Source organism: Alteromonas infernus, assembly GCF_902705815.1.
Map to the genome: position 1 here is coordinate 1 of NZ_CACSIG010000034.1, position 25,104 is coordinate 25,104.

25 protein-coding genes and 1 tRNA gene are annotated in these 25,104 nt (G+C 45.4%); 9 read left to right on the forward strand and 17 right to left on the reverse strand.

Features of this window, described 5'->3' with window-relative positions:
* Positions 1 to 99: 99 nt before the first annotated feature.
* From ACX5J7_RS09770 to ACX5J7_RS09780, 3 genes are read right to left on the reverse strand one after another with little or no spacing between them, the layout of a single operon-like run.
* Positions 100 to 1,773, reverse strand: coding sequence for a bifunctional protein tyrosine phosphatase family protein/NAD(P)/FAD-dependent oxidoreductase (locus ACX5J7_RS09770; protein WP_498707003.1), 1,674 nt, complete (start codon positions 1,771 to 1,773; stop codon positions 100 to 102).
* An 11-nt stretch (positions 1,774 to 1,784) separates the two neighbouring features.
* A complete protein-coding gene (locus ACX5J7_RS09775; RefSeq protein WP_012516607.1) occupies positions 1,785 to 2,639 on the reverse strand; it encodes an MBL fold metallo-hydrolase in 855 nt (284 codons plus the stop codon).
* A gap of 10 nt (positions 2,640 to 2,649) precedes the next feature.
* A complete protein-coding gene (locus tag ACX5J7_RS09780; protein ID WP_485165384.1) occupies positions 2,650 to 3,450 on the reverse strand; it encodes a sulfite exporter TauE/SafE family protein in 801 nt (266 codons plus the stop codon).
* 129 nt (positions 3,451 to 3,579) lie between these two features.
* Between ACX5J7_RS09780 and ACX5J7_RS09785 the strand changes: the two genes are divergently transcribed.
* From ACX5J7_RS09785 to ACX5J7_RS09795, 3 genes are all read left to right on the forward strand, one after another.
* Positions 3,580 to 4,032, forward strand: a complete 453-nt coding sequence (locus ACX5J7_RS09785) for an RrF2 family transcriptional regulator (RefSeq protein WP_071950432.1) — start codon at positions 3,580 to 3,582, stop codon at positions 4,030 to 4,032.
* A gap of 89 nt (positions 4,033 to 4,121) precedes the next feature.
* Positions 4,122 to 4,550, forward strand: a complete 429-nt coding sequence (locus tag ACX5J7_RS09790) for a YeeE/YedE family protein (RefSeq protein WP_498707007.1) — start codon at positions 4,122 to 4,124, stop codon at positions 4,548 to 4,550.
* A 20-nt stretch (positions 4,551 to 4,570) separates the two neighbouring features.
* Complete coding sequence (locus tag ACX5J7_RS09795) at positions 4,571 to 4,990, forward strand: YeeE/YedE family protein (RefSeq protein WP_012516603.1); 420 nt, start codon at positions 4,571 to 4,573, stop codon at positions 4,988 to 4,990.
* Positions 4,991 to 5,095: 105 nt separating this feature from the next.
* On the opposite strand, the gene nhaC is transcribed toward ACX5J7_RS09795, so the two are convergent.
* A complete protein-coding gene (nhaC, locus tag ACX5J7_RS09800; RefSeq protein WP_278384372.1) occupies positions 5,096 to 6,493 on the reverse strand; it encodes a Na+/H+ antiporter NhaC in 1,398 nt (465 codons plus the stop codon).
* A gap of 301 nt (positions 6,494 to 6,794) precedes the next feature.
* Between nhaC and ACX5J7_RS09805 the strand changes: the two genes are divergently transcribed.
* Both ACX5J7_RS09805 and ACX5J7_RS09810 read left to right on the forward strand, forming a co-directional pair.
* Positions 6,795 to 7,085 carry a helix-turn-helix domain-containing protein gene (locus ACX5J7_RS09805; RefSeq protein ID WP_012516600.1) on the forward strand — a complete coding sequence of 97 codons (291 nt, stop codon included), beginning with the start codon at positions 6,795 to 6,797 and terminating at the stop codon, positions 7,083 to 7,085.
* Between the two features lie 189 nt (positions 7,086 to 7,274).
* Positions 7,275 to 8,267 carry a type II toxin-antitoxin system HipA family toxin gene (locus ACX5J7_RS09810; protein WP_498707010.1) on the forward strand — a complete coding sequence of 331 codons (993 nt, stop codon included), beginning with the start codon at positions 7,275 to 7,277 and terminating at the stop codon, positions 8,265 to 8,267.
* A 17-nt stretch (positions 8,268 to 8,284) separates the two neighbouring features.
* Here the strand turns inward: ACX5J7_RS09810 and ACX5J7_RS09815 are convergent.
* A tRNA-Arg gene (locus ACX5J7_RS09815) sits at positions 8,285 to 8,361 on the reverse strand.
* A 280-nt stretch (positions 8,362 to 8,641) separates the two neighbouring features.
* On the opposite strand from ACX5J7_RS09815, the gene ACX5J7_RS09820 reads away from it, so the two are divergent.
* On the forward strand, positions 8,642 to 9,049 hold the full coding sequence (locus ACX5J7_RS09820) for a c-type cytochrome (protein ID WP_012516598.1): 408 nt from the start codon (positions 8,642 to 8,644) through the stop codon (positions 9,047 to 9,049).
* Positions 9,050 to 9,152: 103 nt separating this feature from the next.
* The gene (locus tag ACX5J7_RS09825) at positions 9,153 to 11,753 is read left to right on the forward strand and encodes a sensor domain-containing phosphodiesterase (RefSeq protein ID WP_015065864.1); all 2,601 of its coding nucleotides are present in this window, start codon (positions 9,153 to 9,155) and stop codon (positions 11,751 to 11,753) included.
* 43 nt (positions 11,754 to 11,796) lie between these two features.
* Here the strand turns inward: ACX5J7_RS09825 and rep are convergent, their stop codons facing one another.
* Entirely contained in the window at positions 11,797 to 13,812 is a 2,016-nt protein-coding gene (rep, locus tag ACX5J7_RS09830) for a DNA helicase Rep (protein WP_474370022.1), read from the reverse strand.
* A 111-nt stretch (positions 13,813 to 13,923) separates the two neighbouring features.
* Between rep and ubiK the strand changes: the two genes are divergently transcribed.
* Complete coding sequence (ubiK, locus tag ACX5J7_RS09835) at positions 13,924 to 14,175, forward strand: ubiquinone biosynthesis accessory factor UbiK (RefSeq protein WP_012516595.1); 252 nt, start codon at positions 13,924 to 13,926, stop codon at positions 14,173 to 14,175.
* Positions 14,176 to 14,285: 110 nt separating this feature from the next.
* Here the strand turns inward: ubiK and ACX5J7_RS09840 are convergent, their stop codons facing one another.
* The 4 genes from ACX5J7_RS09840 to ACX5J7_RS09855 form a co-directional block, all read right to left on the reverse strand.
* Positions 14,286 to 14,591 (reverse strand): helix-turn-helix domain-containing protein, encoded by a 306-nt coding sequence (locus ACX5J7_RS09840; protein WP_012516594.1) that lies wholly within the window; start codon positions 14,589 to 14,591, stop codon positions 14,286 to 14,288.
* Position 14,592: 1 nt separating this feature from the next.
* Positions 14,593 to 14,967, reverse strand: a complete 375-nt coding sequence (locus ACX5J7_RS09845; protein WP_012516593.1) for a type II toxin-antitoxin system RelE/ParE family toxin — start codon at positions 14,965 to 14,967, stop codon at positions 14,593 to 14,595.
* A 194-nt stretch (positions 14,968 to 15,161) separates the two neighbouring features.
* The gene (gene ubiA, locus ACX5J7_RS09850; RefSeq protein WP_012516592.1) at positions 15,162 to 16,022 is read right to left on the reverse strand and encodes a 4-hydroxybenzoate octaprenyltransferase; all 861 of its coding nucleotides are present in this window, start codon (positions 16,020 to 16,022) and stop codon (positions 15,162 to 15,164) included.
* Positions 16,019 to 16,588 (reverse strand): chorismate--pyruvate lyase family protein, encoded by a 570-nt coding sequence (locus ACX5J7_RS09855; protein WP_015065863.1) that lies wholly within the window; start codon positions 16,586 to 16,588, stop codon positions 16,019 to 16,021. Before ACX5J7_RS09855 ends, ubiA begins: the two co-directional genes overlap by 4 nt.
* 148 nt (positions 16,589 to 16,736) lie before the next feature.
* On the opposite strand from ACX5J7_RS09855, the gene ACX5J7_RS09860 reads away from it, so the two are divergent.
* Complete coding sequence (locus ACX5J7_RS09860; RefSeq protein WP_012516590.1) at positions 16,737 to 17,150, forward strand: flagellar basal body-associated protein FliL; 414 nt, start codon at positions 16,737 to 16,739, stop codon at positions 17,148 to 17,150.
* Between the two features lie 120 nt (positions 17,151 to 17,270).
* On the opposite strand, the gene glpG is transcribed toward ACX5J7_RS09860, so the two are convergent.
* The 7 genes from glpG to ACX5J7_RS09895 all read right to left on the reverse strand — a co-directional run bounded on the left by glpG (position 17,271) and on the right by ACX5J7_RS09895 (position 25,094).
* Positions 17,271 to 18,134: a rhomboid family intramembrane serine protease GlpG gene (gene glpG / locus ACX5J7_RS09865; protein WP_012516589.1), complete on the reverse strand. Its 864-nt coding sequence runs from the start codon at positions 18,132 to 18,134 to the stop codon at positions 17,271 to 17,273.
* 172 nt (positions 18,135 to 18,306) lie between these two features.
* Positions 18,307 to 18,618 (reverse strand): thiosulfate sulfurtransferase GlpE, encoded by a 312-nt coding sequence (gene glpE, locus ACX5J7_RS09870; RefSeq protein ID WP_012516588.1) that lies wholly within the window; start codon positions 18,616 to 18,618, stop codon positions 18,307 to 18,309.
* On the reverse strand, positions 18,618 to 19,643 hold the full coding sequence (gene tdh, locus ACX5J7_RS09875; RefSeq protein WP_498707016.1) for an L-threonine 3-dehydrogenase: 1,026 nt from the start codon (positions 19,641 to 19,643) through the stop codon (positions 18,618 to 18,620). Before tdh ends, glpE begins: the two co-directional genes overlap by 1 nt.
* Complete coding sequence (locus ACX5J7_RS09880; RefSeq protein ID WP_012516586.1) at positions 19,640 to 20,836, reverse strand: glycine C-acetyltransferase; 1,197 nt, start codon at positions 20,834 to 20,836, stop codon at positions 19,640 to 19,642. Before ACX5J7_RS09880 ends, tdh begins: the two co-directional genes overlap by 4 nt.
* Positions 20,837 to 20,994: 158 nt before the next feature.
* Positions 20,995 to 23,439, reverse strand: coding sequence for a putative bifunctional diguanylate cyclase/phosphodiesterase (locus ACX5J7_RS09885; protein WP_020742591.1), 2,445 nt, complete (start codon positions 23,437 to 23,439; stop codon positions 20,995 to 20,997).
* 9 nt (positions 23,440 to 23,448) lie between these two features.
* Positions 23,449 to 24,624 (reverse strand): TonB-dependent receptor, encoded by a 1,176-nt coding sequence (locus ACX5J7_RS09890; RefSeq protein ID WP_462835243.1) that lies wholly within the window; start codon positions 24,622 to 24,624, stop codon positions 23,449 to 23,451.
* A complete protein-coding gene (locus ACX5J7_RS09895) occupies positions 24,621 to 25,094 on the reverse strand; it encodes a hypothetical protein (protein ID WP_012516583.1) in 474 nt (157 codons plus the stop codon). Before ACX5J7_RS09895 ends, ACX5J7_RS09890 begins: the two co-directional genes overlap by 4 nt.
* Positions 25,095 to 25,104 lie beyond the last annotated feature (10 nt).

The following is a 25,104-nucleotide window of genomic DNA, read 5'->3' on the forward strand; positions in this document are numbered from 1 at the left end:
GTTTCTTTCAACCTGACGGGTTTGCCAGCTTCGCTGGGCAAACAAAAAAGCTTTAGCCTTTCTAACGGGCTAAAGCTTCCTGTCGAATTTAATGGCGAGTTACTTATTAATATGCTGAGTTTCTGGTTTAACCAGCCATTCTCTGCCTTTCAGCATACCTTCCCAATAAATGGGGGGCAGCAACTTTTCTTTTAAATACCATGCTAGGCGTGACGGCTTCGTGCCATCGAGTACCCACGTTGGCATGCTGTTAAGTATTTTCCCGCCATAGCCAAATTCGGCTAATATCACTTTACCTCGCTCTACAGTTAGCGGGCAGCTGCCATAACCGTTGTAAATGGCTTTATCTGTTTGTACACCACGCTCGTAAAGCAAGTTGTTGGCAACCACCGGCGCTTGCATACGCGCAGCTGCCGCCGTTTTTGCATTAGGGGCGTTTATTGCGTCACCGAGGGCAAAGATGTTTGGGAACGACTTGTGTTGTAGCGTTGACTGGTCGACATCAATCCAGCCATTAGCATCTACAATAGGGCTGACTTTAATGAAGTCAGGCGGAGACTGGGGCGGAACCGCGTGCAGCATGTCGAACTCAGTTTCAACAAGCGGTGCGTCTGGGTCTGCCACCTTCTTGAATGAAGCCACTTTTGCTTTGCCATCAACCTTTACCAACTGGTGTTCAAAGTTAAGGTTTGCGTGGTACTTCTTAATGTATTCCATAAGTGCAGGCACGTATTCTTTTACACCAAAAAGTACGGCACCCGTGTTGTAGAATTCAACGTTAATATTATCTAGCACGCCTTCTTTAAACCAGTGGTCGCAAGACATATACATGGCTTTTTGCGGCGCACCTGCACACTTAATTGGCATTGGCGGTTGTGTAAATACTGCCTTCCCTTTTTTAAGGTTTTTCACCAATTCCCATGTGTATGGCGCCAAGTCAAAACGGTAGTTTGATGTCACACCATTTTCGCCTAGGGTTTCGCTTAAGCCTTCCACCTTATTCCAATCAAGCTTAATACCTGGGCATACCACTAAGTGTTCGTATTTAATGGTGCGGCAGCCGTCTACCACTATCATGTTTTCTTTTGGCGCAAAGGCTGCTACGCCGGCTTTAATCCATTTAACATCATTAGGAATAATGGAAGCCACGGTGCGCACCGTGTCGTTGGCGTTAAATACGCCCCCGCCTACTAGCGTCCAGCCTGGCTGGTAGTAGTGCACTTCGTTAGGCTCTACTATGGCAATATCTAAATCTGGGCATCGCGATTTCAAACTTGATGCTACAGCAACACCACCCGCGCCCGCCCCTACTATCACTACAGCATGAGAGTGATCGGCATGATCACTGGGCGTTTCGCCGCCGTTTTTTAGGCGTCGCACTACCCCGCTTAGGTCGTAGCCGGCTTTTTGTGAAAGACCGAGTATCTCTTCATAAGAAAGGGTTTTGGTTGCGGTCATTGCCCATAGCGTAATAGAGCGCGTGCCTGTTCTGCAGTAGGCAAATACCGGGCCTTCTAACTTTTGTAAGTTCGCTTCAAATTTTATTGCGTCTTGCTGAGTTACTTTTCCGCTAACTACTGGCTGATACACGCAGGGCATGCCCAATGAGGATGCTTTTGCTTCTATTTCAGCAAAGGTGGGCTGGTCTGCACCTTCACCGTCAGGGCGGTTACAAATAATAGATTTGAACCCTGCTGCTTTTATTGCCTCAAGCTCATCCACTGAGATTTGAGGGCAGACAGATAGCTGTTGTGTTACGTTGGCGTATTGCATAACTCACCCCTTCAAATGGCATTTACAGGAATTTTAATGAACTGCTTACCGCCTTCAGATTTCTCGCCAAACTGGCCGTTTCGAAGGTTTGCTTGAATAGCGGGTAACAGTAGTTTGGGTACCGCAAGGGTTGCATCTCTTGCCTCGCGTTTTTCCACATATTCCTGAAGCGTAACTTCTGGGCGAATTTGCTTGTTCGTTTCCTTGGCTTCTTTGATAGATACTGTTGATAGCGGCGCTGTACCTTCTTTGGGATAGTCGTGACCAAGATAAACAGTGGTGTCGTCAGGCAGGGTGAAGAAGCGCTGAATGGTGTTGTAAAGTTGCTCTGCACTGCCACCCGGGAAGTCGCATCGTGCTGTACCTAAGTTGGGGGCAAACATGGTGTCGCCCACAAATATTTTGCCGTCTACTAAGAAGCTTGCACAGGCTGGGGTATGCCCCGGCGTATGCCATACTGTCACTTCATATTCGCCGATATTGAACGTGTCGCCTTCTTCGAACAGCACATCGAACTGACTGCCATCGCTTGGCGTGTCGTTGGCCGTTTCAAATACATCTAGCCAGGTATTTAGCACCGTTTTAATACCTGAGCCAATACCAATTTTGCCGCCAATTTTAGACTTTAAGTAGTGCGCAGCCGTAATGTGGTCGGCGTGTACGTGGGTTTCTAGAATCCACTTATTAGTAAGCTGTTTTTGGTTGATGAAGTCGATAACCTTGTCGGCGCTTTCCATTGACGCGCGACCCGAAAAGATATCGTAGTCAGCAACCGAGTCTATCACGCCACACTCTTTGGAAGCGGGGTCGAATAGCACGTAGGTAAACGTGGCCGTTTTGTTATCGTAAAATGTTTCAACGTTCATGGGTGTTCTCCTAAAGAAGCTCTTTGGTCATGATAAAAACGGCAATAACTAGAGTGAAAAATGCAAAGAACTTCTGCAAAGCTGCACCATCTAGTTTTCCCGCTACCTTCGTGGAGACTGCCATCCCAATAAACGTGGCTACCAACATAAGCGGCAGCAAAGGCATCTCCAATTGAATTCCGGTTTGTAGGTCGCCTACGAAGCCAAGCAACGACTTTAAGGCGATAATGAATAAAGACGCGCCCACCGCGTTTTTCATGGGCATGCCTAAAATAAGTACCAAAGCAGGTATGATAAGAAAGCCCCCACCCGCGCCGAGTATGCCGGTGATAATTCCCACCACTGCGCCTTCAATAACTATCAACCCTACGTTAGGTTGTTTTTTCTCAACGACATCTGCTACCGGGCCCGATTTGCTATAAGCCTTTTTCAACATCATGGCGGCCGAGGCCAACATCAGTGCAGCAAAGAGCACCATGATGCCCAGGTTCTTATCTATGGTTAGCGATTGAAAAGAAATAGTTTCGGGAATGGCGGGCATTAGGTAGGCCCTTGAAAGATAAACAGCAATGATGGAAGGCACGGCAAATAAAATAGACGCTTTAACGTCTACTAGACCTTCTTTGAAATACCTTACTGCGCCGAATGCGGCTGTGGCACCCACAATAAGCAAAGAATAGCCGGTAGCGATATCAGGCGTGACGCCCATTAAGTAAACGAGGATAGGCACGGTGAGGATAGAACCCCCTCCACCTATTACGCCTAAAACCATTCCCATAAGAACAGCAGCGATGTAGCCAAGAATAATCATATCGACACCTTATTTCATTTTGTTATATGATAGAACAAAATATACAATAAAGTATATTCCAAATATATATTTAATTTTCAGGGTGCTGTAAAATTGCTAGATTACGTTAATCGTTTTTTTAGATATCCCATGAAAATCAATACTTTTACTAATTTAGCGTTTCGCGTTTTGATCTATCTCGCGCTACGCAAAAACCAAACTGTAAAGACCAGTGAAATAGCAGACGCGTACTTTGTGTCTTTCAATCACTTAAAAAAGGTCATCACTTTGCTAATTGACCAGGGATATATCATTGGTACGAAAGGGCGCGGTGGCGGCATTCGGTTGGCGAAAGAAGCCAACCTAATAAACATAGGCGAGGTTTTTAGATTAACTGTTGAAGATGTAGCGTTAGCTGAGTGTTTTGCATCGCCAACGAATAAATGTGTTATTTCGCCAACATGTCGCTTGAAGACAATTCTTCAAGACGCTGCGGATAAATTTATAAGCGAGCTTGATCAATTTACGCTTCATGATTTGGTAAAAGACAGAGAAGGTGCATTAGCGATGCACCTTGCCATCGATTTTATAGAAGTTGAGTAGAAGTTTTTTAAGGCTTCTATTTGTACTGTGTTTATTCGCGATAGCGTCATTTAACTTGGGCATCGCACGGGTAGATTTAGGAGAGAAAATTGGAAAACTGGACGACAACACCCTTTGAGCCGTTAGGCGGTTTGGCCGGCGGACTGCTTATTGGTGCGTCAGTGGTATTGCTGCTATATACCCTTGGTCGTATTGCAGGCATATCAGGTATTGCAGCAGGCGCGATGACGCAACAAGGTTCAGAGCGTTACTGGCGGCTGGCCTTTTTAGCAGGCATTGTTTTGTCTGCCGTGCTTTATATTGCCTTTACCGGCGGTATGCAGGTACAAACTCAAATGGGGTCGGCGTGGTTGGTAGTAGCGGGCTTATTAGTAGGCTTCGGTACACGCCTTGGCTGTGGCTGTACGTCGGGCCATGGCGTGGCAGGCTTATCGCGATTATCCCCCCGCTCTATTGTGGCAACGCTTACCTTTATGGGTGCGGCAATTATTACCACCACAATTATCAGACACCTGTAAGTTAACTGAGGAGACAACCTATGAGAGTAATTATCGCCTCGCTAATTTGTGGGCTTTTATTTGGCTTTGGCCTTCTTATATCGGGTATGAGCAACCCTGCCCGCGTGCTTAACTTTTTAGATTTCAGTTCAAATTGGGATGCCACATTAGCGTTTGTAATGGGCGGCGCTATTTTAGTTGCAGCGCCAGGTATGTATTGGGTGCGCAAGCGCAACAAGCCTTTGTTTGCCGATAAGTTTGATATTCCAACCAGCACAACTATCGACGCTAAGTTAATTTTAGGCTCTGCGGCTTTTGGTATTGGCTGGGGTATTAGCGGCTTTTGCCCAGGCCCCGCCGTGGTTGCCATCGCGTCGCTTCAAACTGATGTGCTGTTGTTTGTAGGTGCTATGGTTGTTGGCATGTTGGCGCAGCATTGGCTGAAGCCAAAAGCGGCTTAAAGCATAACTGCCTTTGCGGCTTTATCCCCTAGTGGGTATAAAGTCGTAATTATCCCTTTAAGGGGATAAACGTGGCAGCCACTCACAAAAGTGAAAATAGCTCATTTAACGATTTGCAGTTTTTCCTTTCAATAAACCTACCCCCAGTGCGGCCATGATCACTGCAATAACGCCGTTTAGGTAATTGAAAAAAGCATAGGGCGCGTAATCGAGCACGTCAACGCCTAGGGTAGCAGAGTAGAACGCTCCGGCGGTTGTCCACGGAATAAGCCCTGTGGTCATGGTTGCGCCTTCTTCTACCGACCTTGATAGCACGGCAGGGTCAAGGTTCTGCTGTTCATATTTTGGTTTAAATAGTTGGCAGTTTAAGATGATTGAGATGTAGGCTTCGCCCATAGCCACATTGCCCAAAAAGCCAGAAGCTATGGTTACCGCTATTAAGCTTGCTGTTCGCTTCACCTTGTCGATAATGCCTGCCAGTAAAGCAGCTAAAAAACCTGCGCCGTGCAATATGCCGCCTAGTGCGATTGCCATTAGGGCAAGGAACAGCGTCCAACTCATGCTGCTGATGCCGCCCCTACCTAAAAGCGCATCTAAGTTTTCGATACCCGTGTTTTGTGGGGTGTTTTCCCACAGTACATTGAGAACGCTAATGGTGTTGGTATCTTGGTAAAAAATAGCGATGATTACGGCAAGCAAAATGCTGCACGACATGGTTACTTCAGCAGGTACTTTTTTGATGCTTAGCACTGTAAGCAATACCAAGGGTAACAGTGTTATGTAGGGTGCAAGGTTATAGTGGCTGGCAAGCGCGGCTTTAATTTCAACTACATGTTCCACATTTAAATTCTGGTTTGCGTAACTGAACCCTAATGCCAAGAAAATAACGAAGGTGAGAAGAAAGCTAGGCAGTGTAGTTAACAACATGGCGTACATATGCCGATAAAGGTTAGTGCCCGCACTCATGGCCGCAAGGTTGGTAGTATCAGAAACCGGTGACATTTTATCGCCAAAGGTTGCACCGCATACCACCATGGCCGCCACAATGGGCAGTGGTATGTTCATGGCTTCGCCAATGCCCATTAGCACTACGCCCATAGTCCCCACCGTACCCCACGATGTACCCGTTGACACCGACATTATCGCACACAGTATTAATCCCACCGCTAGAAACACACTGGGATTTAGCCAACTTAACCCATAATAAATGAGGGTTGAAATAGTGCCGCTTTGCATAAAGCTGGCGATAACCATACCAATTAAAATGAAGATATAAATTGCCGGCATCGCCCGCGTTAATGCGCTTGTCATTAATTCGCGAATTTGCAGGTACGTGTACCCCAAACTAAAGGCATTACCCCCAGCCCAAAGCAGACACAGGAAAATTAATGCATGTAAGCTTATGCCTAAGCCAAACAGACCGCCTGCTATTAGCGCGACAATAACGCTAAAACAAAGCAGTGACTGAGCAAAACTGGGGGTATTCGATGGTTGAGGCGACATGAAAGACCTGTTGAACCGCTTTAAAAATGAAAGTAGTGAAAAACAGTATAGCGACTTTGCTATGCGTTGGTATGACTTTGATGTTGCATTAGATTGGAAAGCGCACTGAGTATTAGAAAGAAATAGTCCTTCGGTCAATAAGTGCTGCCTAGAGGAGGAAAGTGAAGGTTCTGACCGCAATCAATACATCAAATTTGGAACTTTATTACTTTAAACACCATATATGATTAGTTAATTGACATTTATGATTAAATAGCCATACTTAAAGAATTACGTCACTAATAGCTATATTTGGTGTTTTATGAGTAAAGTTGAATACACGAAAAAACTACTCGGCAACCTCGTAAAGCAAGCGAGAGCCGCTTCTATGGATCAAGAAGAGTTAGCGCTTAGAACCGGCACAAGCAAAAATACCATTAGCAGGTTAGAGCGAGGAAAAGGCATTAATTCCGATACATTGTTTACCGTGTTAGATCAACTCGAAGTGCTTGACCCCCTTATTGAAACTATTGAGAAAGAGTACGAGTTAGTAAGCAATAACCCGTTGAGAAAAAGCTCACTCGTAGAAAAGGAACTGCCTAATGACTTCTAGAGCTTATGTCTTTATCGATGGACTCGAAAATAACCCGGTTATATGTGGCGTTGTTGAGTTAGATCCGAAGACTAATATCGGGAAGTTTCGATATGGACAAAGCTACCTACAAAGGGATGATGCATTCCCTCTAGATCCACTTCCCTTCCCCTACTTAGCAATCAGTTTATTACTAGAGTAAATAAAGGAATGTTTGGCGCTATCTTAGATGCTGGTGCAGATAGCTGGGGTAAAAGGCTTATTTTGTCACTGCACTCAACTAAGCCTAACAATGACCTAGAACTCGTTCTGGCTGGTTCTGGGATGGGTGTTGGCGCACTTACTTTTAGCTTATCTAGAAGTGCAAGTAAGCCAAAGAAGAATAAGAATACGCTTGGCGATATCCCTATGCTTTTGCAGGGAAAGAGGGCAATTTTAAAAAATGAAGACATTCCTAAGGAAGTCAAAAAAGCATTTGAATACGGGTCCAGTATGGGTGGCGCCCGACCTAAAACACTGGTTGAAGACAGTGGTATAAATTACTTAGCGAAATTCAACCGTCCAGATGATTTATACAACGTATGTTTAGTAGAACATGCAACAATGACAATGCTAGAAGAACTGGACGTTAGAGTTGCAGCCACGTCTATAGTGAACAGCCAACAAGAAGACATATTATTAGTAGAGCGCTTCGACTGTGACGCTGATAGACCAACACACCATTTCTTAAGTGCTAATTCCCTAATCAACCAAGAAAAGTTGACGAATCAGGCATTAACTGAGAATTATAGTTATGGTGCTTTGGCAGAGTTTATAATGAAGCATGGAGCAGAGCCGAGAGATGCCCATGAACTGTACACACGCATGGTTTTTAACATCTTAATGGGTAACACTGATGACCATTCCAGAAATCATGCGTTCTTGTATTCCTTCTCAGATAAAAACTGGCGCTTATCTCCAGCCTACGACGTATTGCCGATAAACAATTCCCGCCAACATGGAATTGGAATAGGGATTCACGGCAGAGAAGGAACGCTTGAAAATGCGCTGTCTCAATCTAAAAGGTTTGGACTTTCTCAAGCAAAAGCCAAAACAATCATTTCTAGTGTGCAAGCGTTAACTAATGAATGGATATCTTATTTTACCGAGGCTGGTGTACCCGATACCGATATAGAAACGCTTAAGGGGATTATTCCTTTATAGGTCATTAGAAAAGGTAATGGCCCGCCCTAGAGGATTCGAACCTCTGACCTCGGCCTCCGGAGGGCCGCGCTCTATCCAGCTGAGCTAAGGGCGGTTTGTAGAACCAGTGAGATAATCACCGAGCGTTTACTGTGATGCACTCTTGCATCAAGAGCGCTGCGTCAACACATATGCTGCAAACGGGGCGTAATAATACTTAGGCCAAGGGTTAGCTTCAACTCATTTATTAAAATCTCTTCGGGTAGCTTGGCTTGATTGTTAAAAATCCTTACTTTTTATAGGTAATTGGCTTCAAATAGTTGTTCAGCCCCAATTTACCGTTATAATCTGGCCAGTTATATTTTAAACAAATTCATCATTGCCTGGAGACAGATGTGAAATTAAAGACTTGGTTAACTGTTGCTGCTACTGCGCTAACTGTTTTTGCAGCACAAGCACAAGAAATGAGTAACGATGAAATTGCCGATCGCATTAAGCCGGTAGGTCAGGTACACGTTGCAGGCGCGGCGGCAGAAGGTAGTGCTGGCGCAGCTGGCGGAGCAAAGTCTGGTGAAGACGTTTACAACTCAGCGTGTGTAGCATGTCACGCAGCAGGCGTATTAGGCGCACCTAAGCTTCAAAACGCTGCAGACTGGCAACCTCGTTTGGACGAGCGCGGCCTTGATGGCGTTTGGCAAAACGCACTGAACGGTATTAACGCTATGCCACCTCGTGGTACATGCGGCACCTGTTCTGATGACGAAATTAAAGCGGCTATCGAGTACATGATTGAAGGTATTTAATACCTACACAATCACAACAAGTTGATGGAAAAAGTAGCGTTTTACCTGCTTATCGGGTAATTTAATTGGTTGGGTAAACGTTACTTTTATACTGGCGAGCGGAATGTCACAAGATTCGACGCAACACGAGTTGACGGAAGAAGAACTGCGCGAACTTATACCGCAGCTTCAGCAACTCACCGATAAATATAAGCGCGCTGAACGTGTTCAGAAGGCGCTTTTTGATATTTCCGAGCTTGCCAGTTCCGTAAGTCACCTCAATCGCCTTTATTCTGCCATTCACGAAATCATTGCTGATTTTATGAATGCCGACAACTTCTTTGTTGCCTTCTACGAACCTGAAAACCACGTTGTCGACTTCGCTCATTTTGTAGATGAATTCGACGAGCAAACGGTTCACCAATTGCCCGCCGAGTCGTTAATGGATGGCATGACGGGGTTCATTCTTAGAACCGGTAACCACCTTTTCTACAAACGTGTCGAAGAAGAAATTTTTGCGTCTGAACACGATATTAAATTTATGGGTTCACAACCCTATGAACTTTTAGGCGTACCTTTAAAACGAGGAAGCCAAGTTATCGGGGCGATGGTGGTGCAAACCTACGATGAGGGCGTGCATTACACACAAGAAGATTTAGAAGTTTTGCTTTTTGTCTCTCAGCACATTGTTACCACCGTTGATAGAGTAAAGAACCGAGAACTTACCGAAAGTACCATCCGCGAACGCACCCGCCAACTTCGAAAGATAAACGACGACCTTCAAGAAGAAATTTTAGAACGACAAAAAGTAGAGTCGCTACAGCAAGCACTTTTTGAAATTTCTGAACTCGCCGCCAACCTTGAAGGGGATATGAATGCATTCTATTCGAGCTTGCACGAGATTTTGGCAAGGCTGATAAGCGCACCTAACTGCTACATAGCCATACACAATAAAGAAAAAGACCTTCTTGAGTTTCCTTATTTCAGCGATGCAAAGCAAGACCAGATTAATGCTAGGCCGCTTGGTTTAGGGCTAACTGAGTTTGTATTGCGAACGGGGCAAGCGGAGTTAATAAACCCGCCTAAAGTACTGGAGTTAGCTGAGTCTGGCGATTTGGATGTGTCTGTTGCTCAGAACATGTTAAACAGTGCGAACTCGTGGCTGGGCTCTCCCCTAGTTGTAGACGGCGAAATTGCCGGGGTTATTGCCGTGCAAACTTACGGCAAACACGCAAAGTACAACGCCCGCGACCAAGAGCTTTTACGCTTTGTGTCGCATCATATTGCTGTTGCCATAGAGCGCAAGCGCAATACCGAGTCGATGCAGCGGTATAACGTAGAGCTTGAAGAACGCGTAAAAGAACGCACTGCCGAGCTTAACCGCACAAACAAATTTCTAAAGCAGCAAATTGAAGAGCGTAAAGAGATTGAGCTGAAGCTTATTCACGACGCCCATCACGACTCGTTAACCGACTTACCCAACCGCGCTATGTTTACCAGTCGCTTAGAGCTTGCTATAGCAAGCAAGCAGCGCTACAGCGAAAACATGTTTGCGGTTTTATTCATCGATTTAGATCGCTTTAAAGTTATTAACGACACCCTAGGCCATCATGCTGGCGACGAGTTCTTAATTGAAGTCGCCCGTCGTATTGCTCTTTGTATTCGCGGGCACGACCTGTTGGCCCGTTTAGGCGGCGATGAGTTTGTGGTATTGCTCGACAATTTTGAAGATGAAGACGACGTTGAAGAGGTGGCCAGCCGTATTATTTCATCTATCTCTGAACCCTTCTTATTGGATGGCCGAGAGATGTACTCCGGCGCTAGTGTAGGTATTGCACACATTGAAACCTATTATCGCAGTGCCGATGAAGTACTACGTGATGCTGACGCCGCCATGTATCAAGCGAAAACCCTTGGTCGCGGCCGCTTTGTTATGTTCGATAAGAGCATGCGCGACAGACTTATTGAAGAGCTAGAACTTGAAAATGAGTTTCGACGGGCGCTGCGTGAAGAAGAATTCGACTACTTTTTGCAACCTGTTATTAAACTAGACGATAAAAGTACGCTATATAAAGAAATGTATGTTCGCTGGTCGCACCCAGCTTACGGCAAAATAGCCAGAGAACAGTTTAGGCAAGTGGCTGAGCACAGCGGCTTAACGCTAGATCTCGATTTATTTCAGCTAACCAAAGCTTGTGAACTCATTAACTATTATCAAGGCACCGACGATCCTATTAACAAGATTGCGGTGAATGTGTCGATTAATCATTTGCTACAGGCCTCAATGGTTAATCAAATGATTGATGTTATCGAGTCGGCCGATATAACGCCAAGCCAACTGGTGTTTGAGTTTGATGAGAACGACTTAAACCGCCGTTCACAGTTTATTCTTCCCGCTATTAAAAAGTTAAAACGGGCTGGCGTCACCCTTGTGCTTGATAACTTTGGCAGCGGTTTAGCCTCACTTAGCTATCTGTTCGCCTACCCCTTCGATTTCATAAAGATTGATCACCGCTTCGTTAAATCTATTCCTCGCTCGCAGCGCAATTTAAAACTGATTCAGTCGGTAATGCTTATTTCGGAGCACTTGAAGTTTCAGGTTATTGCAGAGGGCGTAGATTCACAGGCGCAGTTAGACGCGCTTAATGAAATCGAATGCATTTACGGTCAGGGCAAAATACTCAAGCACGCCAAAGTGCTGGATATGACGTCGCTAGCTAGTTAAAAGTAAGTGCTTACTCTTAACGGTAGCGCTTTATATTTAGACTTTACTTCTTTCCCAAAATGCCGCGAAGATTAGCGATGCCCACTTGAGCTTTTTGCTGGCGCTCTTCTTTTGTCGCTTTTGGCTTCTGGTTTTCCCACTGCACGTCATCGGCCGGCAGTTCAAACAAAAAACGACTTGGCTCAGGGCTGATGACTTCACCAAATTGACGGCGCTCTTTGGCTAAGCTGAAGATAAGTTCGCGCTGGGCACGGGTAATACCTACATACGCCAACCTGCGCTCTTCCTCAACGTTGTCTTCATCAACACTGCTTTGGTGGGGTAACAAGCCCTCTTCCATCCCTACTAGGAACACAATCGGGAACTCCAGGCCTTTCGATGCGTGCAAGGTCATTAACTGAACTTGGTCCCCTTCCCCATCATCTTCACCACGCTCCATCATATCGCGCAGAATAAGGCGATTTACCACTTCGGTAAGGGTCATGGGCTGGTCTAGGTCATTGCCCTCAAGCATGTCGTTCACCCAACCAAATAGCGTACTGACGTTAGCCATTGCCATTTCAGCCGCTTTGGGGCTAGCGCTGGTTTCATAAAGCCATTCTTCGTAGCCCATGGTGCGGATCATAGTACGCACGGCGTCTGCTGTATTGCCTCGCTCGGCGTTGTCTGAAAGCTCAACTATCCATCGCGAAAAACTCGAGACTGCGTGAAAGGCTTTATCTGGCAATACGCTGTTTAAGTTAGGGTGCGTGGCCGCTTCAAACATAGACACACCTAAGCTATTAGCAAAGTTGCCCAATTTTTCTAGCGTAGCACGGCCTATACCGCGCCCTGGCGTGTTGATTATGCGAAGTAAGGCATTATCGTCGTCTTGGTTTACCAATAGCCGTAAATAGGCCATAACGTCTTTTACTTCGGCCCGTCCGAAGAAACTCATGCCGCCACTAATTTTGTAGGGAATGCGGTTGCTCATTAGCAGTTTTTCAAAGATACGACTTTGGTGATTACCACGATACAAAATGGCGTAGTCTTTAAACTGGGTGCGGTTCATAAACTTGTGCGCCAGCAGTTCTGCCACTACACGCTCGCCTTCGTGTTCTTCGTTTTTGGCTTCTATTACTTTAAGCGGCTCGCCGTATTGAAGCTCGGAGAACAGGGTTTTATCGAACAAGTGCGGGTTGTTCTGAATAAGAATGTTGGCGCAATGTAGTATGCGCCCCGATGAGCGATAATTTTGCTGTAGCTTAATGACATTTAAGCGCGGAAAATCTTGTTGTAGCAGATGCAGGTTTTGCGGCTTAGCCCCCCGCCATGAGTAGATAGACTGGTCATCGTCGCCAACCACGGTGAAGCGTGCACGCTCCCCTACCAATAGCTTAACTAACTCGTACTGACTGGTGTTGGTATCTTGGTATTCATCCACCAGCAGGTAGCGAATTTTACTTTGCCATTTTGCTCTAATGGCCTCGCTGCTTTTTAAAAGCAGCGTGGGCAGTAAAATAAGGTCGTCAAAATCTAGTGCGTTATAGGCTTTTAGATTGTCTTGGTAGCGCTTATAGGCCTCTGCAAATTCTCGCTCGCCCGTACTGGTTGCCGACTTTAATAAAGCATCGGGCAAGATAAGGTCGTTTTTCCAGTTCGAAATGCAGCTTTGAAGTAGCTGAAGCTGATCTTTATCACCATCGAGTGTGTCAGACGTTAGGTCGTTAAGCAGAGCAAACGAGTCTTTATCATCGAACAGCGAGAACCCGGGCTTTAGACCGAGGTCTTTCACATGCGCTTTGATAATGGTTAAGCCCATGGTGTGAAAAGTTGATACTTTTAACCCGCGCGCTTCGGGCTTACCCAAAGTTTGTGCCACACGCTCTTTCATTTCACGTGCTGCTTTGTTGGTAAAGGTTACCGCTGCAATATAGCGTGCTGGCATATCGCAGTTTCTGACTAAATGAGCAATCTTGTTGGTAATTACACGGGTTTTACCACTGCCCGCCCCTGCCAGCACCAAACATGGGCCCGACACATAGGTTACGGCAGATTCTTGAGCTTCATTTAGTTTCATTTAATTCCTAAAACAACGTACATTTGGGCACAACACGGTTTTCATTGCATGTCGTGTCGATACCGATAGAATAGCTTTCACATTTTGAGCTGCGCATTATAAGGGAATTCCATGTTGGATCCGAAGAAACTCGAAGATTTAGCGAAACAAATTGCTGATGCTGTACCACCAGGCGTTAAAAACATGGCTGAAGAAGCGGAAGGCCGAGTGAAGACGGTTTTGCAATCGCAGCTGTCGAAGCTAGATTTAGTGACTCGCGAAGAGTTCGACATTCAAAGCCAAGTGCTTATTCGCACTCGCGAAAAACTAGACGCAATGGAAAGCCGCATTGCCGAGCTTGAAGCGAAACTAGCAGAAAAGTAGTACTTACTACTTTCAAAAATACAATGCGCCTTTACGGCGCTTTTTTGTTGGGATCGATGAAATAAAGAAATGCTCTTCTGCCTTTGCAAAGGCGCAGAACAAAAGAAACGTTACATCAAGATCTCTAAACCTTTCTGCTCAACAAGACTCAAGAGCTTTAAAGAAGTACCTCGAGGCTTTTTGCTCCCCTGCTCCCACTGCTTAATTGTAGATGGCGTGATGTTTAAATAGGCGGCAAAAACAGCTTGGCTTACTCTTGCTTTCTCACGTATTGCTTTTATCCGCTGTCCATCGTATTGCTTGAGTTTGGGTAAACATAATGCATCGAACTGATGCATAGTCTGCTTATCCATTACTCCGGCTTCGCTTAAATCTTTTGCAGTACTGTGTACCACATCTAAAATGCTTTCTTTCATGTTATCTCACCTCTTCAACACTACCTGAATCAATAGCTTTCTTAAGCTTTTCCTCGCTATAGTTCAGTAGCTCTTTAGCTAGGAGTTTTAAAGACTTCATTTCTTTAACACTAACATTCGAGCGGGCGCTTTTGGAAAAGCCATAAATAAAAAAGGCTTTATTATCCACTTGAAAAGCTATGAGGGTTCTTAAACTTCCACTTTTGCCTTGCCCCAAAAGAGGTATTCGCTTTTTATATACGTTTGCACCTAAATCGGCGTCAACTAACCCCTCTAGCATTTCCGCAACTGCTAATTTTATCAAGCTGTCTGATAAACCTTCTTTATTCGCCCACCTCTTGAACCACTTCAATTTATATATGCGTATAGATTCCATTTGACACCTAAAGTATAACACTTAGTAGCACATTTTGTGCGCGACTTTAAAAACATTTAGTGAGTAAATACTTTAGACTGGCTATAAATAAGTTATAAGGGGACGTGGGTACAGATTGGAGTAGGCTTTTAGTACTGTAATTTCTTAAGGCCATACCAGCGCTAAATAGCTACTAAATTTGCTGTTGGTAAGTTTTACCAAACCAAATAAAAATGCAGCGCCGTACCAAGCGTAATGGCTAAACCAATGTAGTGGTTTTCAATAAACGCGGTGAAACAACCCTCACGCTGACGGCGTTTAATAAGCTGATATTGGCGCACGCATAGCAAAGCGGAAAACAGCACGGCTGTATAGTAAGGCCAGGTAGCATTAATTGTGCAGCCTATACACCACAATATTATTAGCGCGCAGGCCTGCAACAACATCACAATTAGCACGTCGTTTTTACCGAACAATATAGCGGTAGACTTAACGCCTATTTGCAAATCGTCGTCGCGGTCTACCATGGCGTACATGGTGTCGTACGCGACTGTCCATAGTAAGTTAGCAATGAACAACCACCAAGCGTACGTTGGTACAGTTTCTTGCACGGCCATAAAAGCCATAGGTATGGACCAGCCAAACGCTGCGCCTAATACTACCTGCGGCAAGTGCGTATAGCGCTTCATGAAGGGATAGCTTGCTGCAAGCATAAGCGCGACGACAGATAACGCGATAGTTTGCCAGTTAAGAAACAGCACTAAGATAAATGCGATTACGATAAGTGCGCCAAATAACTGTAGCGCTTGTTTTGGTGTAGCTTCTCCTGTTGCCAGCAGGCGCTGTGTAGTGCGTTTTACGCGCCCGTCTACGTTTCTATCAGCATAGTCATTTATAACGCACCCTGCAGAGCGCATAACAACCACACCGGCTACAAAAATTACGGTTATCTCCAATGGCGGTAAACCTTGGGCAGCCATCAATAGTGCCCACAGCGTTGGCCATAGTAGCAAGTAAATACCTACGGGTTTGTCTAGGCGCATAAGTTGCGCGTATGCCTTCCAATTGTGCTTCATAACTGTTTTTCGCTTTCTACTTTACTTGTGACACTTTCGCCATACGCAGGAGATGCAGGAAGAAAAACTTCTGCCACTATCATGCTGTAATTATCTAACGTAAACAACGAACGCCTTCCCCACAAGGTTTGGTTGCCGCCCATACCAAATTGAGAGGCGGGCATAGTACATAATTGAAATGCTGACCGTGTAAACCTAGTGTCGTTAAACAATCTTTTACCTAAAGGCTCTCGACCCAGACCTGAAAGCTCACTATCTACAAACGCTTGAGGAATAATAGAACGGGCAAACACCCACTGCTGATGATCGCCACATAGCAAAATTTCTCGGGCTTGATAGCTGGTTTCACCGTTAGCGTGTAGTAACGATAGTTCGTTATCGTGGGGTATTTGCGTATGCTGGCCTAGTAGCTCTAAAGAGAAGTGATTACTTAAAGACTGCACCCGCTCAGTTAAAGAACCGGTATCAAGCAGCCAGTTTTTCAGCTGCGCATTAGGAATTGTGATGCCAGAAGGTGCTTGCCAGTTAACCGCCAAACCCACTGGAAAAGTGGCATTAAAACTCACACGAAAAGCCCGAATAATAAATCTGTGAGTATGATAACACGTCGTGTTTAAATATTTTCACTCGGTTAAACTTTTGCAGTAGTGTGTTTAATCAGAGTTTTGCTACACTATCCAGTGAATTTATTACTTTGGTGTTTCGGACTTCACTATGCTTAAGCCTTTAGTTTTACGTGTATTTGCGCTTAGCTTCTTTCTTTTTGGTGGAAACTTGGCAGTGGCTCAAGATAACGCCAATTATGCCTATTTAGGTTTAGAACCAGAAATTGTTACCAACTACATTAGCGATAGCGCTCAAAAATTAGGTTACGTACGGGTATCGGTTGAGCTAATGATTCACGATGTGAACGAGCTTGAAATTGCGGAACACCACATGCCATTACTGCGCTCTACCGCCATTGAAATATTTGGCCAACAGCCAGCAGAAAAAGTGAAGTCGCTTACCGGGCGCGAAGATATTCGCCGCGCCATTCTTAAAGCCCTTCAAGAGCATATGCAACAAGAAACCGGTGGTGAAGTTATAAAGAACGTTATCTTTACCAAGTACTTGTATCAGGGCGGCTAGTGCGCTGAGTAACGGGTAAGTAAAAATAGAAAGCGAGCCGGTGTAATGCGCTCGCTTTTTAGTATGAATGGTTCAATGATGTGCTATTAGGCATCCGGCTCTCATTAGAGAGTTTGGTAATTAACGCTTGCCCGAGCCAAGGCTTAATGTTGCCGCCAATAGGCAACCCGAAATCAGTCCTGCGGTATGCGCCGCGTTCGCCATGTTTACCCATAAGATATCGGCATAACCGAGCACCAGCCACACCAGCATAAACCCCACAATAGAGTTAGGTAGCGACAAGCCCCAGCTTGGGCGTAGCCACCCTAACCACCACACAAACCCCATTACAGCGTAAACCACGCCTGACAAGCCGCCAAATAGATACAAGTTACCCTGCACCGGTTCGCTAAAAATAGCCTGAGCCGCATTGGATATAGTTGCCGATACGATAAACACAATGAGCAACATGCTCATGCCAAGGGTCCGTTCAATTTTGGCCCCTAGCATGGCCCACCAAAGCAGGTTAAATATGATGTGTAATGCCGAAAAGTGTATGAACGCCGGACCGAGTAAACGCCACCATTCTTGATTTTGTGCCAAAACAGAAAACGGCTGCATAAGTAAATGCTGGGCAATAGGCGCGAACATGCCAAGTAACGACAAGCCATACACCGCTACGCACAGTATAAACACCACTGACGTGAAAGGCGCTTTGACCGCATCGGTAATAATATTGCCCATAGAAAAGCCGCTGCCTGAGGGCGCAAGCTGCACATTCTTACCGCTGTCCCACGCAGCCTGCTGATACTTAGGGTGAGTAGGATTCGCTAAGAAGTCTTCCGCTATGATTTTTGCGCGGTCGATATGCGCATCTTCGTTAAGTACTACCACGAATTCTTTATCGCTTTGAACAACGTTGGCCGTAATGTTCTGACTGGTTAAGTAGTTAGCGAGAAGGTGCGCTGGACTTTGTTGATTAAACGCAATTAAAGGATGACCCATAGACTTTTTGTTACCCCGAAAGCAGAAAATAGATAAACGCAATGTTACGTATAATGTGGGTGCGGTGCGTAACACCTTTATACTGGAATGTATTAGTTCTGCAAAGCATAAAACAAAGGTGCACCGTGTGCACCTTTGTTATGTTCTTACGTCACATCCTGCATGATGTAACTTATGCCGTTACCACCGGATTCGCCAGTCGCCACGCTTCGAAACCACCGTCCATACTATAAACGCTTTCAAAGCCCTGCTGTGCGATCACTTGTGCTGCCTGTTGGCTACTAACGCCGTGGTAACACACTACAACCACTGGGATGTCTTTGGGCGTTTGTTCGATAAACGCGGCAAAGTTGTCATTGTTTAACGGTGCCGCGTTCGGCATGTGTCCATTAGCGAACGATTGAGGATCGCGTATATCCACAATGGTTACGTCGCCTTGAAAGTTAGCAACGTCGTTGACGCTAATGTGTGAAAATGTTGTCATTATTGCCAGTCCAGAATAACTTTACCTGAGTGTCCTGACCCCATAGTATCAAACCCTTTCTGAAAGTCATCAATAGAAAAGGTATGTGTGATGATAGGCGACAGGTCTAAACCGCTCTGCAGCAAACTTGCCATTTTGTACCAGGTTTCAAACATTTCACGGCCGTAAATACCTTTTATTACCAAGCCTTTGAAAATAACTTGGTTCCAGTCGACAGCCACATCCTGTAGCGGTATACCTAGCATGGCTATTTTGCCGCCGTGGTTCATTTTGTTCAGCATGTCTCTGAAGGCTACCGGCACGCCCGACATTTCTAGGCCTACATCAAAGCCTTCTGACATGCCCAGCTCATCCATAACGTCTTGTAGGTTTTCTTTACTGACATCAACAGTGCGAGTAGCACCCATTTTTTTAGCAAGCTCAAGGCGATAACGGTTGATATCGGTAACCACAACATGACGCGCACCAACGTGCTTGGCGACCGCAGCCGCCATAATGCCGATAGGTCCTGCACCTGTGATAAGTACGTCTTCGCCTACTAAGTCGAAACTTAGCGCGGTATGAACAGCATTACCAAATGGGTCAAATATGGACGCTAGGTCGTCGCTGATATTGTCTGGAATTTTAAACGCGTTGAAGGCAGGAATAACTAAATATTCGGCAAAGGCCCCCGGGCGGTTTACACCCACACCTTCGGTGTTGCGGCACAAATGTACGCGGCCAGCACGGCAGTTTCGGCAATGACCACAGGTAATATGACCTTCACCGGACACACGGTCACCTACTTCGAAGCCTTTTACTTCTTGCCCCATACCCACTACTTCGCCTACGTATTCGTGACCGACGACCATAGGCACGGGAATGGTGTTTTGTGACCATTCATCCCAGTTGTAGATATGCATATCGGTACCGCAAATAGCGGTTTTGCGAATCTTAATCAGCAGGTCGTTGTGCCCGACTTCCGGCTTTGGCGTGTCTTGCAGCCAAATGCCTTTTTCCGCCTTCGCTTTTACTAGCGATTTCATGAAATTACTCCCATTTCACGGCCTACTTCGATAAATGCATCTATGGCTTTATCAACGTGTTCAAGGCTGTGACCTGCCGACATTTGCGTACGAATTCGGGCTTGGCCTTTTGGCACTACAGGGTATGAGAAGCCGATAACGTAAATGCCTTTTTCCAGCAGTTTGTCAGCCATTTCACTGGCTAAGCGAGCGTCGCCTAGCATGACAGGAATGATAGCGTGATCTTTACCCGCAAGGGTGAAACCCGCTTCTTCCATGCGCTTGCGGAAGTGGTTTGCGTTACGCCATAGGTTTGCGCGTAGCTCATCGCCTTCTTTCATCATTTCAAACACCTTAAGTGACGCTGAAACAATAGGTGGCGCAACTGAGTTAGAGAAAAGATAAGGGCGCGAACGCTGACGCAGCCATTCCACTACTTCTTTTTTACCTGACGTATAGCCACCAGACGCACCGCCAAGGGCTTTACCTAAAGTACCGGTGATAATGTCTACACGGCCCATTACGCCGCAGTATTCGTGACTGCCTTTGCCGTTTTCGCCAAGAAAGCCTGTCGCATGACAGTCATCGACCATTACCATAGCGTCGTATTTGTCGGCTAAATCGCAAATAGAAGCGAGGTCGGCAATAACGCCGTCCATTGAAAAAACACCGTCAGTGGCAATGATTTTGAAGCGCGCGCCATCGGCATTGGCCTGCTTAAGCTGCTCTTCTAGCGCCGCCATGTCGTTATTCGCGTAGCGGTAGCGTTTAGCTTTACACAAGCGTACGCCGTCAATGATACTGGCGTGGTTAAGCGCGTCAGAGATGATGGCATCTTCTGGGCCAAGTAGCGTTTCAAACAAGCCCCCGTTGGCGTCGAAGCACGACGGGTAAAGAATAGTATCTTCTGTACCTAAAAAGTCGCTGATTGAGGTTTCTAGCTGCTTGTGGATGTCTTGAGTACCGCAGATGAAACGTACAGATGCTACACCAAAACCATGGCTATCTAGGCCGTTTTTCGCTGCTTCAATTAAGCTTTCGTTATTTGCTAGACCAAGGTAGTTGTTCGCACAAAAATTAATGACGTGTTCGCCGCCAGCAACGCCAATATCAGCTTGCTGTTGTGAGGTAATTACACGCTCTTTTTTGTACAAACCATCTTCTTTCGTGGCTTCAATTTGCGATTGCAAATGAGAAATAAACGCCGCAGACATGCCATTCTCCGAATATAGGTATAAAACGCGTAGTTTAATGAAAGCACATTAAAGGGTACACACCCTTGCGCTGTATTTAATGGGTTTGTCGACCAAGTTTGTAAATTATTCAGCACACTTGCGCGAACAGGGTTTACGGGCAAGGTGTTAACGCATAGCTAGGTGAAGTCTTTCCAGACGTTATATTCCACTTTGTCATTTAACACGTCCCAAATATTAGTTTCTGAAATGGGCTTACTTATAAGGTAGCCTTGTCCGATATGACAGTCGAAATGACACAGCAGTTCGTATTGCTCACTGGTCTCTATGCCTTCGGCTACCACCTGCATTCCCATGTTGCACACCATGGAAATGGTGGAATGAACAATGTTCCTGTCGTCGGCACTGCTAGCAATATTCGCAACAAACGAGCGATCAATTTTAATATAGTCAGCCGGTAGCGATTTTAAATAGCTAAGCGAGGAATAACCGGTTCCGAAGTCATCAATGGCCAGCATACACCCCATTTCTCGAATGGTTCTCATGATGCTCGTTGCACGTTTAATGTCGGACACCAGCACCGTTTCGGTAAGCTCTAGGCAAACTTGGTTGGGCGCTATATCGTTTTTAATGATTTGCTGTTGTAAAAACTCAGGCAAAGTGGGGTCTAAAAACTGCCCGGCTGAGAGATTAATAGCAATCTTAATATCGGGATAACCACTGTTTTTAAAATCGCGAACTATGCGAGTAGAGCGTGCTATCACCCAATAGTCTAGCTCTAGCATAAAAGACGTATTTTCAAGCAGCGGTATAAACTGAGCTGGTGAAATGTGCCCTTTTTTAGGGTGATACCAACGCAGTAACGCTTCAAACCCTATCAGCTTCCCAGTGTGCATTTCGATTTGTGGCTGAAAAGCCAAGCTGAATTGGTTATCCCTTAACGCTTCGCGCGCCTCAGACTCCAACTCAACTTTTTGCATCACTTTTAAGTTCATTGTGGCATTGTAGACCTTAAACGCAGCGCCTTTTTTGGCTTTCGCTTCATACATGGCGATATCTGCATGACGTAACAGTTCTACCGGCGTTGCACGCGAGTGACTAGTGATAGCAATACCGATACTGATAGACACATAAAATGTCACGCCATCCACAATGATTGGATCTATGAATTCATCGATAATTTTTTGTGCGACTTTATCGACGTGCTGTTTACTTTCTATGTTTGATAGCAATATAACGAACTCATCACCGCCGAAACGCGACGCGATATCAGAATCTCTAATGGGACGAGAAATACGCATGGCTGCCGCTTTTAATAACTTATCGCCCACATCGTGGCCGTGGCTGTCGTTAACTTTTTTGAAGTCATCTAAGTCCATGAACATTAACGCCACTAACCTGTCATCGCGGATAGAGCTGGCCAACTGCTTTTCAATTTGAAAAGTCAGCATATTTCGATTGGGCAGGCCAGTAAGCACGTCAAACATAGCCATCTTTTCGAGCTTCGCGGTATTTATTGCCATTTGACCGTCAAAGCTTTCAAGCTGACGAGCTAGGTTATTCGCCGCCTCTTCTACGACATCGAGTTCATCAGTAATCCTAAAAATAGGCGATTTTCTGCGTTTTGCTGCAATAGTATAGAACTCTTTAAATTTATGCTCCGCCAGCATTGGTAAGCGTTCACTTATATTTAATAACCTGATTCGGTATTGATTTAGAAATACGTAAAGCAGTGATGAGAACAGCAGGAATAACCCAATGGCACTTGAAATAACCACATATTGATACTGCTCGTTTTGTCGTACCATAGCCGATACATCTTGTACTATCAGCAAGTAAGGATGATCGCCAGAGGCATGGTCAAAGGGCAATAAGCTTACAAGCAGTTGCTGGTTATCAAGCACTACATTTAAGCCTTTTATCACTAAATCATCGATACGCCATTGCTCTGGCAAGACATCAAAAAGCGATTGCAGATACTGTCGATTTGCCGCAGAAACTTGGCTAGCTACAGCTAGTTTTGTTTCCCCTGCCGGCATTTTTTTAGCTTGGACAATGGCAACTTTATGCACATCTGTTGCGCGGCTGAACAAATACAAAAGCTCACGCATTGATGTGGAAACTACAATGATAGGAATTGTGTCGCTGTCCGCCATAACAGGAATGGAGATGTAGTGTGTACATACATTGTCACAAACCAATAGCGAGCGACTTTCAAACGTTGCTCGTGTTGTATCGACAAGCCGTTCAATTGTGTTGTCTATTGGACGATTTGGTGTGCCTACCACGCCAAACTCATCGAATAATAAAAGCGACTCTACTTGAAAGTTGAGGGTTAAATACTCGCTTAAATTACTCAATGACTGCTGCAGTTCGTTTAGGTTATTGGAATAGGTGCCTTTTTTACGACTAATAACATCAATAAGCGTGATCATACGCCCGTGAAGAATATCTTCGAAAAGCTGAACCCGTCGCTGATTGCTGATTTGGCTTTCCCGCTGCTCGAGCAACACCCGAGCTTCGGACTCTTGGATCAGCACTGTCGAAATGACAATAGCAACGGTTAATACCATCGCCAATAAAATAAGGATGGTTTTGGTGGTAAAAGATACCTGGACCTTCATTTTTTACCCTTAGAACCAGTACATCAGCTGCAGTGACCACATTTCCCAATATTTGTCTGCATGAGATACCACGTCCCGATTTAACAAACTGACCACGCGAGTTGCCCCTTCTACCCAGTGATATTCGCCCTGTAATCGCCATTTTGGCGCGATATCCCATCGCAAGCCTATGGTGTAGGTGTCTTGGTAGCCAAAATAGGCTGGGATCGTTCCACCTGACAGTGCTTCTAACTGTTTGCCCTGTCTGTCTGATACGTCGTTGACGTAGGTATCAAAGCCAATAAGACCACTTAGGTCGTTATTAAATAGATACCTAAACTGTACAAAGCCTCCCTCGCCGCGTCGCTTCTCGGCAAAGTCGGGGGCAAATAGCCCTTTACTGTCTTGGATTTCTCGTAAAACCTCAGCGGACACCTCCCAGTTTTCAGCAAAATACTGCGCAGACAACATTAAACGCTCGATATTCGCCTCGCCAGAAAGACGGTTGTCATTTAATGAAGGCGTATAGCGAAAATCTGAGTTAAGCCAGCTAGCCCCTACTTTCCAGGTGAGTGATGAGGGCTGTAAAAACACGCTCGCTTGGTGCACAAAGTCTTGTTTTATTTTGCCGTTTGCATCGCTCCCTAAAAGAAAGTCTCGCTGGGTGTCGTTGATATGAGAGCGGCCATAGCTCCAGTTTAGATCCCAATTGTAGTGAGAACCTAGGTGAGAAAAGTTTGCTTGGATGCCGTTACTGCCCAAGGCCACGTCGCGAAAACCATCGAAATAAACCGATTGAGGAAGCACCGACGTATAGCGCGTTTGAGGCACATCACGGGTTACTGAGTACAACCAATGCTTGTTTTTATAGCGACCTATATGAATTTGCCCACGCCAATTTTCCGATAAATCCGGTAACTTCCAGTCGACAAATAGATAATCTAGGCGCGCACCTTGTTCAAAGCGATTGCCACCGTCGAGATAATTGATTTGCCCGGCAATAGATACATTTTTAGCTAGTTGATAATAGCCATTTAGGCCGATTTCGGTAAGCTCACCCGTTATTTTATCATCGTCAGTCATAAAGCTACTGCCTTTCGACTGCGTCACGCCTTGCGCAACATAGCCGTGCCATGAGAAGTCAGAGTGGGAGGCTGCGGCGCATGAACTCATTAACCAAAGCGCAAAAGTAATGGTCTTTTTCATTTTAAATCTACCTCTACGCGTCGTAGCTTCACAATATCAGTACGCTCTACATAACCAATTGCACCGGTGGTATTTTCCAATGCGTCAATCAACGCTTGATACGAGGTTACCCTAACAGGCGTGAGGCCCTGTCCAGAGTAGGTTATTTGATCCCACAGACGAGACAATTGATAGGGAAACATTTGGAGTATATCGCGACAAAACTGTTTATGCAGTTCGTCTCTGTCTTGCAGAACAAATACGGTAATTTTTGTGCCGTCGCTCCAATACTGTCTTTGCCCAGTAAAAATCTGACGAAGCTCAGAGCGGCTAAGCTCTGCTACCATCACACTTTCGTTCACCATGACATTAAGTTCTGAAGCCTTTACTTTATGCCCTGCCATAATAGGCCCTGCCAATACTAGCAGTACAAGTGTAAGGCGGTTATAAGCAAGAACTTTGGATAGCCATCGCAAAGCGGGCTTTTTCATTCAGTAACGA